Origin of the sequence: Vibrio olivae, assembly GCF_042428525.1 — a bacterium.
Lineage (GTDB): Bacteria > Pseudomonadota > Gammaproteobacteria > Enterobacterales > Vibrionaceae > Vibrio > Vibrio olivae.
In genome coordinates this window covers 510,404-525,416 of the sequence record NZ_JBHMEP010000002.1, presented here as the reverse complement: position 1 = coordinate 525,416, position 15,013 = coordinate 510,404, and the positions used below count along the sequence as shown (strand labels likewise).

Annotated in this window: 21 protein-coding genes and 1 pseudogene; all 22 read right to left on the bottom strand. The window is 53.9% G+C overall.

Translation table 11 applies throughout. The annotated features are described in order from the left end of the window. Positions 1-2: 2 nt before the first annotated feature. The 22 genes and pseudogenes from ACFFUV_RS12230 to ACFFUV_RS12125 all read right to left on the bottom strand — a co-directional run bounded on the left by ACFFUV_RS12230 (position 3) and on the right by ACFFUV_RS12125 (position 14,951). Positions 3-893, bottom strand: coding sequence for a hypothetical protein (locus tag ACFFUV_RS12230; protein WP_390192991.1), 891 nt, complete (start codon positions 891-893; stop codon positions 3-5). A gap of 3 nt (positions 894-896) precedes the next feature. Continuing rightward, a complete protein-coding gene (locus ACFFUV_RS12225; protein WP_390192990.1) occupies positions 897-1,445 on the bottom strand; it encodes a hypothetical protein in 549 nt (182 codons plus the stop codon). Then, positions 1,442-2,989: a phage tail-collar fiber domain-containing protein gene (locus ACFFUV_RS12220; protein WP_390192986.1), complete on the bottom strand. Its 1,548-nt coding sequence runs from the start codon at positions 2,987-2,989 to the stop codon at positions 1,442-1,444. The genes ACFFUV_RS12225 and ACFFUV_RS12220 overlap by 4 nt, the downstream gene beginning before the upstream one ends. 18 nt (positions 2,990-3,007) lie before the next feature. Next, positions 3,008-3,649: a phage tail protein gene (locus ACFFUV_RS12215; RefSeq protein WP_390192984.1), complete on the bottom strand. Its 642-nt coding sequence runs from the start codon at positions 3,647-3,649 to the stop codon at positions 3,008-3,010. Next, positions 3,642-4,847: a baseplate J/gp47 family protein gene (locus ACFFUV_RS12210; RefSeq protein ID WP_390192983.1), complete on the bottom strand. Its 1,206-nt coding sequence runs from the start codon at positions 4,845-4,847 to the stop codon at positions 3,642-3,644. The genes ACFFUV_RS12215 and ACFFUV_RS12210 overlap by 8 nt, the downstream gene beginning before the upstream one ends. Before the next feature lie 10 nt (positions 4,848-4,857). After that, positions 4,858-5,181 carry a DUF2590 family protein gene (locus ACFFUV_RS12205; protein ID WP_390193321.1) on the bottom strand — a complete coding sequence of 108 codons (324 nt, stop codon included), beginning with the start codon at positions 5,179-5,181 and terminating at the stop codon, positions 4,858-4,860. Beyond that, positions 5,171-6,990, bottom strand: a pseudogene (locus ACFFUV_RS12200) (phage tail tape measure protein). Before ACFFUV_RS12200 ends, ACFFUV_RS12205 begins: the two are co-directional and overlap by 11 nt. 15 nt (positions 6,991-7,005) lie before the next feature. Further along, positions 7,006-7,140, bottom strand: a complete 135-nt coding sequence (locus tag ACFFUV_RS12195) for a DUF6890 family protein (RefSeq protein WP_390193318.1) — start codon at positions 7,138-7,140, stop codon at positions 7,006-7,008. A gap of 50 nt (positions 7,141-7,190) precedes the next feature. Then, positions 7,191-7,472: a putative phage tail assembly chaperone gene (locus ACFFUV_RS12190; RefSeq protein WP_390192981.1), complete on the bottom strand. Its 282-nt coding sequence runs from the start codon at positions 7,470-7,472 to the stop codon at positions 7,191-7,193. Further along, positions 7,465-7,662, bottom strand: a complete 198-nt coding sequence (gene lysC, locus ACFFUV_RS12185; protein WP_390192979.1) for an Rz1-like lysis system protein LysC — start codon at positions 7,660-7,662, stop codon at positions 7,465-7,467. The genes ACFFUV_RS12190 and lysC overlap by 8 nt, the downstream gene beginning before the upstream one ends. Before the next feature lie 7 nt (positions 7,663-7,669). Continuing rightward, positions 7,670-8,035, bottom strand: coding sequence for a DUF2570 family protein (locus tag ACFFUV_RS12180; protein WP_390192978.1), 366 nt, complete (start codon positions 8,033-8,035; stop codon positions 7,670-7,672). Beyond that, a complete protein-coding gene (locus ACFFUV_RS12175; RefSeq protein ID WP_390193317.1) occupies positions 8,013-8,594 on the bottom strand; it encodes a lysozyme in 582 nt (193 codons plus the stop codon). The genes ACFFUV_RS12180 and ACFFUV_RS12175 overlap by 23 nt, the downstream gene beginning before the upstream one ends. Further along, on the bottom strand, positions 8,581-8,790 hold the full coding sequence (locus ACFFUV_RS12170) for an HP1 family phage holin (protein ID WP_390192976.1): 210 nt from the start codon (positions 8,788-8,790) through the stop codon (positions 8,581-8,583). Before ACFFUV_RS12170 ends, ACFFUV_RS12175 begins: the two co-directional genes overlap by 14 nt. Before the next feature lie 4 nt (positions 8,791-8,794). Beyond that, positions 8,795-9,001, bottom strand: a complete 207-nt coding sequence (locus tag ACFFUV_RS12165) for a TraR/DksA C4-type zinc finger protein (RefSeq protein WP_390192974.1) — start codon at positions 8,999-9,001, stop codon at positions 8,795-8,797. A 26-nt stretch (positions 9,002-9,027) separates the two neighbouring features. Beyond that, a complete protein-coding gene (locus ACFFUV_RS12160) occupies positions 9,028-9,480 on the bottom strand; it encodes a phage protein (protein ID WP_390190070.1) in 453 nt (150 codons plus the stop codon). Positions 9,481-9,495: 15 nt separating this feature from the next. Continuing rightward, positions 9,496-10,611, bottom strand: a complete 1,116-nt coding sequence (locus ACFFUV_RS12155) for a DUF2586 domain-containing protein (RefSeq protein ID WP_390192972.1) — start codon at positions 10,609-10,611, stop codon at positions 9,496-9,498. Positions 10,612-10,613: 2 nt separating this feature from the next. Further along, positions 10,614-11,273, bottom strand: coding sequence for a phage virion morphogenesis protein (locus ACFFUV_RS12150; RefSeq protein WP_390192971.1), 660 nt, complete (start codon positions 11,271-11,273; stop codon positions 10,614-10,616). Further along, on the bottom strand, positions 11,266-11,754 hold the full coding sequence (locus ACFFUV_RS12145; protein WP_390192970.1) for a phage tail protein: 489 nt from the start codon (positions 11,752-11,754) through the stop codon (positions 11,266-11,268). The genes ACFFUV_RS12150 and ACFFUV_RS12145 overlap by 8 nt, the downstream gene beginning before the upstream one ends. After that, positions 11,751-12,215, bottom strand: coding sequence for a head completion/stabilization protein (locus tag ACFFUV_RS12140; protein ID WP_390192969.1), 465 nt, complete (start codon positions 12,213-12,215; stop codon positions 11,751-11,753). The genes ACFFUV_RS12145 and ACFFUV_RS12140 overlap by 4 nt, the downstream gene beginning before the upstream one ends. A 106-nt stretch (positions 12,216-12,321) precedes the next feature. Next, on the bottom strand, positions 12,322-13,038 hold the full coding sequence (gene gpM / locus ACFFUV_RS12135; protein ID WP_390192967.1) for a phage terminase small subunit: 717 nt from the start codon (positions 13,036-13,038) through the stop codon (positions 12,322-12,324). Positions 13,039-13,049: 11 nt separating this feature from the next. Further along, positions 13,050-14,069, bottom strand: coding sequence for a phage major capsid protein, P2 family (locus ACFFUV_RS12130; RefSeq protein ID WP_390192965.1), 1,020 nt, complete (start codon positions 14,067-14,069; stop codon positions 13,050-13,052). Next, positions 14,070-14,951 (bottom strand): GPO family capsid scaffolding protein, encoded by an 882-nt coding sequence (locus ACFFUV_RS12125; RefSeq protein WP_390192964.1) that lies wholly within the window; start codon positions 14,949-14,951, stop codon positions 14,070-14,072. Positions 14,952-15,013 lie beyond the last annotated feature (62 nt).

Sequence of the window (15,013 nt, the reverse complement as noted above, 5' to 3'; positions counted from 1 at the left end):
GCTTATCCTCCTAGCAGCGTTTCTAAAAACGGCATCGGCTCAGCGCTGAGTAACAAGCTCGCCACCGTCAAAGGGTGTTTATTGGGTGCGCCAGCTTGGCTCAGTTGCGTGGCTAAGCTCTCGGTATTGCCCGACATCGAGAATGAATACACGCTCCCCTGGACATTCTTCAACGCATCGATTTGGCCTTTGATGCCGCTCAATTTGGTTTCGCGCTTAGCAGCTAACGCCTGCAGTTTGCCAATCACATCGGTGGCATCATCAGCCAATGACTCGAGCGTGGCGATTTGCGCGCCTTGCTCAGCGAGCACGCTACGAAGCGGATTGGCATTAATGTGCGCCATCGGTTTAAAGCGTGGCTGTTTAATACTCGCGGGTTGATGGAATTTATCCACCTCATTGGTGGTGAGCGCGTTAGCTTGTCTCGCAACCTGGCACCAATCTGGCAAAGGGAGTACTTGTGTGAGTTGAGTTAACTTAGTCGCGAACGGACTCAGCTGAGACGCCGTAGCCATCACCGCAACACAATGAACGTGTCCGGTGGGCCGGTATTTATCCGCGAAATCCCGTAATTTTGCCGATAACACGTTCACAGCCGTTTGCGGATTAAGGTAACTTCCTGACTCCAGTTTCGTCCCAACATTGAATTGGTACGGTGAGACGGTGAGCACCGTCCCGGTCGATAACAGCGATTCTAGCTCACCACGTAAACCAAGCAGCGCCTCGGCGTCAGGGCTTAAAGGATGACGCCCAAACTGGGCGTCACTTTGAATACTGGATAACCGGCCGAGCGCCTCACTCATGGTGCTGCCGATTTTCTCGGTGACGGATTCCGCTTGAGTTTGAATCGTCTGGGCGCGACTTGGCCAGCTAAGTGCAGATTCATGCCACATACGCTAAACCACTTCTGGCCATGGGTTTGCCGCTTGGATTTTGGCGCGCGCGCCGAGCGCTTGTTGCTCGAGCGCTTTGGCGCCGGCTTCATCGTCTTGCAAGCGTTTAATCACCGCTTCCGCAATCAGTGGGTCTACCATTTGGGCGTAGCGGTCACGGCGGGCCTCATCCACCTGGTTAAATTCGGCAATGTGCTTCGCACTTGTATCGACGCTCCATTGCTCATCCTGCCACACGCAGTAATGGGACATCGGCACCTCAACTGTCCACCCTTTCGGTACGTCGCCGAGCGACTCCATGGTTTGGGTCACGCTGCAATCTTCGATGGAATACAACGTTTTCCCCCGTAAGTCGGTGACGTATTTGGTGCTTGTCGGGCGACCATACTCAAATTTGCTGACAATCACCGCTTTACCTTCAACCTTAGGTAGAGGCTCAGTGAGTAAGGCGCGCTTGGGGTATTCATCCATCTTTGATTGACGGATCAGCTCGACGGCTACTGGGTTCACTTCCAGCGTGTCTTCATCAAAGGTCCAAAACTTCATCTTCATAATGCGTACCCTACCCATTCAATGTAACCAAGTGGCTGTGTTTCATCGCCGGTGTTGGCAGTAGAATTCGAGGTATCAAATTCGATTCGAAACGCGGTGCTATCACCGGAGCCTCGACCTTGCCCAGCGGACGCCCCGCGAGTAAACGGCCCACTACCAAACGCGGTTGCGTTATTTCGCGTTGCACACAAATAACCAAAGCTGCCTTTGATGACCTGCATCGCATGCTCGTGCGTTTCACCAACCAGCCAACTTGAGCCGTTCGCAGCGCGGGTAAAACGCCCTTGGCGGTCAGGAACATTAATTACAGTGTTGTCCGTTTCATCAATCCAATGCGGTTTCGCCTTAGCCAAACGGTGGTACACCGCCACCGGTAATTGCTGGCCAATCGCTAAGACCATAATTTCAGGAATCTTATCGGAGTCCCAGCCAAGGGTTTCACCAGGGAGTTTCGGCACATACGGATTCCAGTACCACGGCTTGGTATTATCTTCCCAACCAGGGCGGCGGTTATCTGGGTTTGTTGGGTCAATGCCGGCCAGTGACTCGACATTGGAATACCACTGCCAGTAGCGCACCGCGCCGGTATCAGCGTCAGTGGTAAAGCACAGCTCGCCCAGTCGGTATGTGCGCTCCGGATTAAACTCCAAACACTGCGTTTCGGTCATGAGCGGATATTGCTTGTGCGGGTTGTCTTCTTGCTCATGCTTGGCAAGGCCGCCTTTAACGCGCAGGTCGGTCACCGTTCCATTGACATCGATGCTCGCCAGTTTCGCCAGATAGTGGGCGTGGCCTTGAGTATCCACATAATCGGTTAATTCATCTTCAGAGACTAAAATCGTCGGCACGTTTTTCCACACCGAGAGCTCGGAGCCCTGGCGAACGACATCGACATAAAAGGTGCACGGCTTGGTGTCCACACGTTGCGTGATAGCTTTATCTAAAATTGCGCGCAGACCGCCGACATACACCTCACCGACTGAAACCGTGCACTTCGTTTCATCCTCGGTTTGCGCGACTTCAAACCCATCAACAAACGCAGTGTGGCCATAGGTATCAAGATTAGTGAGCCGCATCTCTTCCTCAATACCAAAAAGGCGCGCCTGGTAATCAATTTGCCAGGTCGTCGCACCGACCTCGATACCCGCCACGTTAGCGGCGCCATCATACGCCTGAACCAGCGATTTGGTGATGGCCATGCCGAGCTCTTTGGTCTCATCGGCTTTGTGCACCACCATGCCGCAAGAGTTGGCGACATTATTATCGTGGAGGTAAATCGCGTTAAAGGTAAAGAACGGTTGATTACTCGGTATCACCACCGAATACGCAAGCGCGTTCTCGCCCATTTTGCCGACTTGGTCGATACGCTGAGTGTGAACCCAAAGGCTTTTCTCCGGCAGACCATTCGCGCGGTCAATGGGCGCGCTTGGATCCAACCCTGGAATATACGCAAACACCATTTCATTCATGTCCGGCGCTTTACCCGCACTGATTTGGTTTTGCAAATACTGTTCAAATTGAAGTGGAATGACGGTTTGACTCATACCATAATTTTCCTTTTGTCAGAGACGGGCGATAAAGCCCTGTTGACGGTTTTGGATAGGCTGCGGTTTGAACTCGATGTTTAGGCCGTGCGTTTCTTTGGCCACATACAGATGGCGAGAGTGAGACAGCGCGGCGCTGCCTATCGATATGGAGACATTAAACATCACCTCAAAGCGGTAACGGCGACACGTCCGGCCATACTGCTCAATGAGCGTTTGCGCCAACCGGGCATTGCTTGAGATATCCCCATCGCTGAGTTCAATCGTGCACACGTCCCATTGCTCAGGGTTTTCACGCTCTTTAAAAGCCACGATGCCAATGCCCAGCCGCTCAAAAATGCGTTTAAAGCCGCTCACGCTGCCGGCGTCTTTGGCGTTAATCGCCGCGTATTTCACGCGTTTTCGAAACAGGCCAAGTGGCTCACCCTCGAAACGCGTGATGTCTCGGTCCCAGGCGATGAGCTTGAGCGTGCGCTCGCTGCAAGTCAGCGCATCCATTTGATTGAGCGGAAACAGCAACCAAGCGCGAAGTCTTTGGAAGTAAGCCAACACGCCTTTGGATAAAAAGTAAGGCTCTTTCAGCTCGTCACTGGTCGTGTTGCCATCTTGCCACCAAGGAATGACTGTTTTCGGCAGTTTGGGCGCGTTGTGCTCAGCCATCTTCCAGCTCTCTCACAACAAGCGATTGAAGACGCGGCTGCTCAAGACCGCTCACAATATCTTCTTGAACCTTTCCGCCTACGGTGAACCTGACCGAACTCACTAGCGCCATGTGGGTGTGAATTTCACTGCCCATCCGCGACAAACTAAAGCGGCTCAGCGGCTTGGCGCGCGTCATGTCAGGGTACGCCGCCGTTTCTCGAAACGCCGCGCGAATGCGCCCTTCCACTTCTTCAAGCTCATTGACCGTTTGTAAATCCGTCAGATTTGCCGCCAACACGACTTCGGCAAGAACCTCGCTCGGGTTGTCTGGAATGGCTTTACACGTCAGTACATCGCCATGGCCATGATGGCCTTGTTCCATGATGTAGTGATTCAGTTGATCAAGTACCGGCTGCGGCGTCGCACCGACTTCCATCAAAATCAACGCCTCGGCGCTGCCTGGGGAAATATGGCCCGTGTTGTTGAAATAGATATTGTCGCTACGAATGCCGGCCACGCTGGCGATAATCGAGCGGTAGACATCATCGATGTGCCATTCGCCCGAACTGGTGAAGGCGTTTTGGATACGCAAAGCGAGCTCTTCATCGCTCTCTTCTTCTGCTCCAAGCTGGGTTATCCAATCCGACTCATTCACCGCATCGACAATACCTGGCAGCTCTTCGGGAATGATATTGAAATAGCCGGCAGGCAGATTGAACGCGGAGCCAGGCTCGGTGGCGCGAGTTAGGACTTTTCCGGTCAACTGCCCAGCCTCAATGACGATGTTTTCCAGAATTTCCATTTGATACACCACACCCTCAATGGGCAGGGTTTGAATCAGTTTGCCGGCTTCCACGGTGACCGCATCGGCCGCGCTGGCCTTAGTTAAGGTGATGTAACCTTCGGTTCTCTCGGCTTCTTTAGGCTCAATATTATGCTCCCAGGCTTTGAGTTTGAGCGCCCAACGCTCAGCGGTCCCGACGTACATATTGGGCATAATGTGTCCGGCCAATAAGGTGCGAATCAGCCACACACTCGGCGTCACCACCGCAGCGCGTACCCAGCGCCAAAACGGCGACATCTCCGAGTCGTTGGAGATTTGACTGCCGGCGCTCACTACATCGCTTTTGAGCACTTTCTCAAAGTCCGCTTCAGTCACCGGCACGCCGGATTCACTCAGAATATCGATAAAGTCGGCGGTTGGTCGTTTACTCATAGCCCCTCTCTTAGACTGAAATTGCTAGGTCGCCGTAGTCATAGGCGGTGGCGGTGACATCAATGTGGCCCACCTCAGATTCTGTGGCAGTCGCGGTGCCAGGGATTAACCTTGTGTCCAACTCCGCTAACTGTTCGATTTGCACCAGAACGTCGGCGCGTAACGCGGGGTTTCGCTCGGCAACCAACAAACGAGCGAGGCCCGATTCCATGATGGCGTGTTTGATGTCCTGGGCGATGCTGTACAAATCGCTGCACTCGGTCGGCTGCTGGCCCGCGTCCATTTGCCAGCCCCCATCAATGACTTTGATATCGATGTAACGTTTATCCGGCATTGAGTTCGTCCCATTCTGCAAGTTGGTCGGGCGTGATGCCGTTTGGCGCGGTGATATACACATCGCCGTACGAGGTGGTTTTTGCGCCCTGCTTTTGTGTGGTTGTGGTGACGTTTTGGACCATGCTGGGCGGCAGCGTCGGCGTATTATTGGGCTGCTTATAATCAGCGATACTGCCTGTCATCGAACTTGGCATCTCGGGCGCCTCAAAGGCGACAGGCTCAATCGCTTTGGGCGCGTTACGCTCCGCTTCAACTGCCGTGCTCACCTCAGGCGTATCGACATCACTGCCAAATTCAATGTCCACGCCTGGGATCAAATTCAGTAAATCCACAATCCCTTCAATGGCGCCAGAAATGACTTTAAACCACGCGGTGTCTTTAAACGCGGCGGTTAAGTCGTCCCACCAATAAATCACTGCGCCAACGCCCGCAATGAGTAGAGCAATCCCCGCCACCACCCAGGTGATGGGGTTGGCCCAAAGCGCCGCATTGAACAGCCATGCTGCCGCCGTGGTTGCTATCGTGCTAATGCGAAACAGCTTCATCACCCCATTGAGCGCGCCCATGGTCACCGCCCAGCCGCCGGACATCATTTGGCCAATACCCATGATGAGAGACAGTGACGCGACTACGCCGCCAAGGGCGAGAGCGCCGACCGCCGCGTACGCGAACAGTTGAGTCAAAAACGGGAATTCATCCGTCCAGCCCGTCACGTAAGTCAGGCCATCAGCAATACTCCCAACAAGTGCATTAATCGAAGGAAGAATCGCACCAAACACCGCCGCACGCACCGCAAACCAAGCCGACTCCAATCGCTCCCATTGATCGGTCATCGCACCGGCCATATCTTCGGCTTTGGACATGCCTTGGACTTGGCCAAGCTGATCAATACTGCTGGCCAGCCCATCGGTGTCAGCCATCAACAGCTTAATCATGCTGACCGCTTCCTCGGAGCCAAACGCTTTTTTCAGGTCGGCCGATTCGGCAACGCTTAACGTATCACCATACTTGCCTTTGAGTTTGTCCAAGATTTCGAGCATGGGCAGCATCTGGCCTTGGCTGTCGGTAAACGACAGATTCAATCGGTCTTGTGCGTTCGCGACACCGGCTAAGAACGTTCGATACTTGGTCCCCGCTTCGCTGCCACTCATGGTCGCTTGCAAGGTCCCCAAAATCGCCATTTGCTCCGACATCGCCACACCGGCCGAAGTAGCATTGGCGCCAACACTGGTAAACGCGCGGCTCATTTCCGAGCCGGTGGTTTTGAACATTTGTACGGCCATGGCAGTTTTACCAGCCACATCATCCACCCATTCGGCCTTGCCCATCTCGGCCGCTTGGTTTTTGAAAATGCCGTACATGGTGCCCATGTAACTGGTGATGGTGGCAGTATCCGCTTTGGTGGCCGCGGCCAACACGCCCGAAGCACGGGTAAACTGCGACAACTCATCGCCATTTAAGCCCGAAATGGCCGATTGAATATCATAAGAAGCCGCAACAAAATCGGTCGCCGATTTACCATATTCGGCCGAGAAATTGAGCGCGGTGGCTTGGAGCTGTTTTAACGCCTCATCCGCCACGCCAAGTGATTTCACCTCGCCGAGCTTGCGGTCCATTTCAATCGCTGGCATCAGAGCGTTTTGAATCGCAAAGCCGGTCGCCACCAAACCCGCGCCGCCGGAGGCCATGTTTTGCAGACCTTGGCGGCCCACATTCATGGAAGACTGCACTTGTTTGGTAATGCCTGCAATGGCTTGGTCACTTGGTCGACCAGGGCCACGTGCATTAATAGCTTGTCCATACTCATCGCGTATTACTGGCCTTACTTTTTAAACAAACGGCTAATGGCGCTCATCACGGCTCGCTCTTCTCGCTCGAACTGATGTTTATCAAGCCAAATCGCTCGGCTTAAGCTCTGCTCATCATCCGCCTCATTCGGCAGAAAATGACGGCGCAGGGCAAAGGCTTGTTCGATGGGGTTATCCTCGATGCGCTTTGCCCTTTGGGTTATTTTTTTAGCGAGATTTCAATCCCACCTTTCGACGCGCTGCTCACGGTCGCGTAAAGCTCAATGGTCAGCCCTGGGACACTATCGAGTAGCCCTGTTAACTCGTCTTTTTGCTCGGGTTTCACCGTGCGCGTTAAATACGCGTAAGCCGGCGCCACTTTATTGTTGGGCATCATGTCATTGGTGTAGTTGTTGGCATCTTGCACCGTCGGCGTAAATTCAAAATCCGTTGGGCCAACAGTCACAATCACCGGTTTGGAGGTAAAAGCAGGTTTAGTCATGGGTATTCCTCTTTGTCTTTTCGCGCAGATTGCGCCAGTTCAAATAATCTTCGGCTTGCTGAGCGCATTGGCTCAGCGCCGCTTTTAATCTCGGGATATCCTCACTCGCCGTAACGCTTGGCGTTGTCGCTTTGAGTGCGGGTTTAGTGCAAGGCACGATAAGCCCAGCCGGCGGCAACATCGGGCGCATCACTACCTCAGTACGGCTCGCGCAGCCGCTCAGTAACATCGCGAGGCCAAGGCTTTTGATAACAGGGCTCATCGTTGAGCCTGTCACGGAGGTGTTGAATATCATCATTGAGCTTCGCCTCTTGCTCGCTTTGCGCTCTGGCCCGCTCAACCAAGAGCCGATTGGCCGCTTCGCTTTGCTTGGTAAGCATCTTGATAGAAGCCTGGCTCACTTGGTTGCTCTCTAGCGCAGTCTCAAGCCGCGCCCTTAAGGCCATCTGCTCCGCGCGGCTGGCTTTTAACATCAACCACATCGACACCATGATCACTCCAACCAAAACCAGCCCAAACCATTTGGCCAACTTAAGACGTTTAAATGGCAATGCAGCGAGCATATTCCTTCTCCCGCCTGTGGATTAAGCCTTCGAGCTTCACTCCGCCGCCATACACCCAGCGACGAAGCTCATTGCACGCTTGTGTGAACCGCCCGTGCTTAATACGCCGATAAATCTCGGTCTCGCTGCCATCTCGGTTGCGTTTGAACCGCTCGCATCCGGTGTTAAAACTGAACGACGTAAAGGCATCAAACTCACCTTGTGACATCCTCTCGCCCGATTGGGATTCAACTTGGGAAATACAGCGCTCCGCGTCGCTTAAATTCGCCACCCAATCGGCCGCGATTTGCTCGAGCGATACCGTCTTGCCCGTCACATCGTGCGTGTTACCAATGCCATTGGTGATAAGCCCCGATGGGCAGGTGTAAGGTGTCTGTCGGCACCCTTCCGCGCTGCCGATAATCTCCAGCCCTACAGGGCTAATACGCAGCGTCGCCACTGTCTCTGAGCCAAGCGTCACTTGGCCAACAGGTCGTTCTTGGTTATTCAGCGCGACTCCACCGGTGACCAACCCGATCACCGCGGCCACCGAACAAATAAGACGTTTAGTCAGCGTCATTGAGTGCAATCCCCTTTTCTCGGGCGATGCGTTGCATCGCGCGTTTGTGCCAATAATTCAATCCCAAAGCGGCCAGACCGATCACCAGCGACAAGATGAAATACCACTGCTCGAACGTCAGTTTGCTGAACGTCATGCCAAGCAGTGACATCAAGTAAGCCGTTCCGGTGGTGACTTTGTCGTACCAATCTCTCATGGCGTTACTCCAATTCGGCTTGGCAGGTCGCGCAATAACGGCAGCCCACGATCGCTACTCGGCGCCCTTCTGGGATGACCTCACCACACTCCGCGCATTCTTTGGCACTTTCCTGCGCCGTGGTTTGCACGCTTCTTTTGAGTTGATGGGCAATCGCCATCTCGGTGAATTTTGTTTCCTGGGTACTGGCATGATCGATAAAATCCGGCATTGAAACGCTCTCTCTTTGGTAATGGCTTACATCAAGCCGCGGGTATCATCCGCACTCAGGTAGGAAATCCCATTGATGCGCACAAAATGGGGACTGGTGACAAAGCCGGTGAGCTTGCGTTTGCTTTTGTCGCTGCTGTTGGGATCCACACTCAGCAAATCTGAGATTTGCAGCTTGACGCCAAACAGCTCAATTTTGTCTTCTTCATCCCCCGTGTTCGCATAGAACATGCAGTCATGAGCCGGCACCGCGCGCCAGCTCCCCGCTTCACGCGCTTTTTGCTGCAGCTTGCGAAAGTTGTTTAGGTCGAGCTCATATTCCACTTCACAGCTCACCGCGCCATGGGTAAAGCCAGTGGGAATACCGCGCTCTTTATCGACGGCGGATTCATCATTGATGGTGGCTGAGGCCGACTCGACGTGGACCAACACGCCGAGGATATTGACGTCGAAGCTTCGACCGGTATAACGCGCATTCATCGCTATCGCTCCTGATTATTGCTTGATCATGATGCCAATCGTGATTTTCACGGGGCATTCATAAGGCTGAACCGCAAGCAAGATTTCGACTTCTTCATTGCTTGCCCAGGTAATGGTGATGTCGCCGTCTTCTGGCGGTTTGATTTCACCTGGAAACTCGTAATCGCCGATTTTGGTCACCACCGCCATTTGGCGTAAATCTTGGGTAAAGTAGAGTTTGGCGCTCGCTTCGCTGGCTGGCGTCGAGTTGAATTCACGATCGGCAATACGCGCGATGGCACGAACGCGGACTTTGCGCGCGGCTTTCATGGCCACACGAATATGGCGAATGTCTTGATAGTCGCCGCCAGGCGCATCGAGTGTGCGTCCCGTTGTCCAATATTGACCAGGGTAATCGGGGTACCACATCGGCACCGCAATGCGATTTTCTTCGAGCGTGCGAAGCACAGAAAGCTCAAGCGCTTTGCCGTCTTTATCCGTCAGTAAATCGGTGCTGCCGAGCACGCTGCCGGTTTTCACCCGCGCCGGTGAATCAGCAATCGACACTTCTTGGTTGGCGAGGCGGCCGCAATATTTACCGAGCGTTGAGCCATCGGCGTGAACGCGCGGCACCACGGTGATGTATTCGCTGGCGATATATTTGGGGATGGCGACGGTTTTCGCTAACCACTGCGCCCACGACTGCCCGTCTTCACTGCGGTCAATCTCGGGCAAGCAGCAAATTGCAAAGGTTTCACGGGCGAGCTTGCTTTTGAGCTCGGTGCGCAGTGCCACTGCGCTTTCAAGCAGCGCTTTATCAGCCGCGGGGAAATCGAGCACAAACGCTTCAAAGCTTGAGGTCTCATTGGCTTTAAATACCGCGTCTTGCCAGTTGTCTTTTTCATCGATGATCATCACGCCTGCGGTCCACTCACTTTTGCCATTGAGCTGCGCGGCGGTCACCGTGGCCAGTAGCGAATCATTCGCTTGGGATAACGCATCATCCAAATCGGTTGTGGCATCCACCATCAGCAAATTGCGCTCAGCGCCTTGAACCGCGCCGAACCCGACAAAGAGAAAGTGATGCTCCACCCCGGCAATGGGGCCGTTCATCAGGTTTAAAATTTTGATAATGACGGAAGGCCATGCCATGTCTAATTACTCCTGTTTCGGTTTAATTCCCGCTTGATGATCATCGCGGCGCGTCTGGCGCTGATGCCAATCAATCGGCGCTCGGGGCGGTCGATGTCCCACTTGCGAGCGGGGTGTTTGTTCTCTAAATCACTGATGACTTTGGCCGCCTCTGCCACCGTCATGTTTTGCATGATGAACTTGAGCGTCGGTTTCTTACCCCGCATCTGCCGGCCCGTCGCTGGCAGCCTAAAATCCAAGTCGCGCAGCGCTTTGGCTTGCTCACGTGTCGCGGGGTCGGTTTTCTTGGGCTCGTTAGCTTTCTTTGCCTGGTTAAAACGCTGCTGCAATCCGCTTTTTTGCGCTTCACCGCTATGGTGAGCGAGTGCAATGGTGCCGCGTCTTGACGGCCAACCGACCACCAACACGCGATGGTCACTCTTTTGAAAATGCTTGAGCTTTTTGGTAAAGCCGCGCAGCATTTTTCGCCGTCCCCGTTTGCGTTTTGGCCACGGGTTTCCCTCCGGGTCGCGCTGGGCACGAATGTTCTTTTTGGTGGTTTTGGTGATGTACTTGCCCAAAACTTTAAGCACCCGAGTCCGCGCCTTTTTATCGAGTTTTAAAAGCGCGAGCTGCTCCTTCATTCGCAGAAAGCTGCGCTTATCGGCGCGCACCTCAAGCACGGCGGCTCACCACATCGGACACTCGCTCGGCCTGCCAAATCGCATACTCTTCAATGCGCCACTGCTGGCCTCGCCAAGTGATGGGGCCGTTGTCGTCTTGAATCACTTTCACCGGCTCTTCGAACGTCACTGAAATCAGTACCTCGGCGCTGTTTTCATCTTCCATCACCACATCAACCTCGGGGTCGTCTAAGTCATCATGGTCAAAGCGCGACGCGTCATTATCAAGCAGCCAAGCGCCGACGTTGGCGAACAGCACCGCGGGGTCATAGTGAGTAAACGGAAACTTATCGAAATAAAAATCCGCTTCGTAACGCTGATACAAGAGATCAAACCCATGGCCCATGTTCTTGCTTTGCAGCTTGAGCTCAACGCGGCCCATTTCACACTCCATGCGCTTGGCGATTTTCTCGCCCACGACTGAAGCCAGGAACGCTTTGAGGTCACGTAACTTATAGCCGGCTTGATATTGCGTGGTCATAACAAATCCACCGACGAGCGATTGAGCCCTTTCATGTTGCGAATGATGCGCTGGCTTTCTGCGAGTAATTCGTTTCGCGTTTGTTCGCTACGCTCCGCTAAATGATCACCCTTGTCTTTGGTGTGCACCGTCGCGATATCGGGCAGTAAATCCGCTTTGGCCCTGGCAAACACCGCGGATTCGTACTGGTATTCCACGCGGTTTTTACCCTCAAGCACAGGAAAGGTTTTGACGTCTGACACGTGTTGATGGCCTTGGCTTTCATAGCGGGCTTTAAGTCGTGCGAGCTGCTGATTCACTTCCGCCATCGCATTGACTAACGCAATCGCAATGCGCTGGCCATCTTGCGCGGCAGGTATACCGCGACGCTGCTCAAAATCACCAGCGTTAATGTCGGGCCAAAACCCATCGTTGGTGATGGTAGTGTCTTGATAATTGGCGCCGGTTGAACCTGCAAACATCGCAAACCCTTTTCTCTAATAAAGGCGCTCTAGCCACTGGGTCGACGGCATTGAGTGAGCTATGGCTACTCGTACCTCGCCAGCCGAGCGCGGCGGCGTAGGAGTCTTAAAGATTCGTGTTTTCTTTGAGCGCGCGAAGGCGCTGCTCAATTTTCTTGATTTGGGTTTTCACCCCGATTTTGTCGTACTTGTCGTGCGCCAGCTCTAACAGGTCACGCGCTTTTTCAAGCGTTTCAATCCGGCCAATACTGGTGGCTTGCGGCTGCCCGTCTTCGTTTCGAATGAGGTGCAAGCCCGCAAAGCGGTACCACTTGGCCTCGACTTCTTCGTGAAGCTGCCAATCGTGCTGAATCTTCTCAAACACGTTGGTGAAGTACGGCTCAATCGAATGACCGCGCTCGGATTCTTTTTCCGCCCAGGCCAACACTTCATCGGCGCACACCGTTGGCCAGTCACGGCGAAAGTTCTCAGGCGTGGGTAAATCCAGCGCAATGGCTTTCAAGCACCAATCGATGGCGGTCTCAATGTCGGCGACATCAAACAGCCAAATCACCATGTTGGTAAAAATCGGGTTTTCAAACACCTCCCCACTGGCGAGGTAGTGTTCCACATACGCTTTGTATTTCGGGACCAGGACGCTGCGTTTGTGCTCAACGCGCTGGGCAATGGCATTCAATCGGCGCAGGTATTTTCTGTCTTCTTCAAAGTCGATGAGCTTGATATGCAGGCTTTGGGTATTGGCACCGGAGACGCGCTCCGATGCCACCTGGTTAGCGTGCGAATCAAGAAGCTGACGACGTTGACGGGCTAATGGGCTAACCATGACTGATTTCCTTAAGCGGCCGCTTCAGCTTCTGCCGGCTCGACGACTGTAACGTTTTCAATCGCAGCGAACTTATTCAAGTTGCCCACGGCGTAGCCTTCCATACGAATATGGTTTTGCTTATAGCGAAGCGTGTCTTCATCGTTTTTCTGGCGGCGCCACTGCGTGCCTTCTTGAGTGAGAATTTGCAGGTTCTTCACGTTGGTCACCCAAATACTGGTTGGCTTGAAGAACGGCGGCGTGTAGGCCGTTTTACCCGCAATGGTTTTGGCCAGGCTTTGCGCGGCTTTGTGCTCGGTTGGCGTTTCCGCCGATTCGAGTAAACGGTGCTGCTCCGCGGCGACCAATTCTGAGCCGACTAACACCACCAAATCGGGGTCTTGGCGATGCTCGGGCGCAATCGTGGTGTTGATCAAGTCTTGCACCAGGGAGTCCAAGTTCTTGTAAGAATCCGCGGATTTGCCCGTCGCATCGAGATTGGCTTTCGCAAGAACCTGCGTCCCCTTCTTCTCTTTGACGATGGTCAGCCACCCTTTATTGACGTCTTCACCGAGTGGGTTGTCTTTGGGCTTGGTGACCGCGGCTACCGAGGTGCCGTTAAACCCGATGCGCAGCATATCGAGCGCGAAGCGGCGCGCAATCGCGCTTTGCATCATCTTGAGCCATTGACCTTTCGAGCCCGAGTTCGCCCATTGGGTCATGGTTTCCCATAGAATGTGGGCACCCGAATCGGTTTTGACCAGCTCGTACGTGTTACCACTTTGGCCCACTTCGACACTAAAACGCTCTCCATCGCCGCGACCGGTTGAGAGTCCATCGTTACCGACATCGACCACTTGGCCTTTGATTTGCTGCACGGGCAGCAACGAAATCATGCCAAGGAACGCATCCGAGAGCATAATCGCCTGGCGCAGTTTGGTTTCCATTGGCGGCGTCAGATTGAACATGCCAACGCCGGCATCGGCGCCGGCGGCCGACAGCGTCGCCGCGGTGTATTCTTGAAGGTATTTGGTCGAAATCGCATTCAACATTTAGAAAATCTCCGCGGTAGAGAACTTGTCATCAACGCCGGTACCCTGTGGCTCTTGCCCAGGCACTTCGTTGGCAAGCTCGGCAAATTTGTTTTCCAACCCCTCGACCTTTTCAAGCAGTGGGTTGAGTTTGTCGTCCAGCGTGGCCGCGAACTGCGCCGCCATGTCGCCCGCGGGCTCAGGTGCCTGCTCTGGCTCTGGATTTGGCTGCGCAAACTCTTGCTTGAGTTCGTCCTTCAGCTCTTGTTTGAACGCACTAAAGTTCTCTTTCAGTGCGGCCTTTAGTTCTTCTTCGGTCACGGTGGTGTCCTCTGGTTCAGGCTCGGCGGGAGTCAGCGCTGGCAGCTCACCGCCAGATTGGAAGTGGCTTGCCAGGGTGGCGAACGCGGCCGCTAAACGGCTTGAGGTGTAAAACTCAGTGAGCTCAATCACCTCAAGCGAGTCGGTTTCAATTTGATGCGTTTCGCCTTCTTGGCGTGAGAAGGTCAGGCGCGTCGTCCCCGTGGATGCAGGAGAGTCAGTCACAGCAAGACCGACGAGGTACGCGCGCCCGGTGCCTTGAAAATCGGGATGCAATTCAATCGATGAATAAAGCTTTTGGCCTTTCTTGTTGGCCGTAAGTAGATAGTCGTTTGGGGTAATTTTGGCGAGCAGGCGCATTTTACCGCCGCGCTTTTCAGCTTTGACTTCGGGCACTTCCCCCCAGTTATTGCCGGCAAACACATTCCAATGTGAGCGGGAATGCTCTGGCCAAATTAAAGCGGGATACACGTCTTGCGAGTAGGACTCGCCCATCTCTTTAATTTGCGCTGCAGTGATTTGGCGACCGTCGACGGTCGCGCCCTCTGTAGCAACGATTTTCCAATCACTGGTTTTGCTCATTGTCTTAATTTGCCTAGCTCAATTGCGTCAAATGCCTATCGAATGCGGCCAACAATACGCCT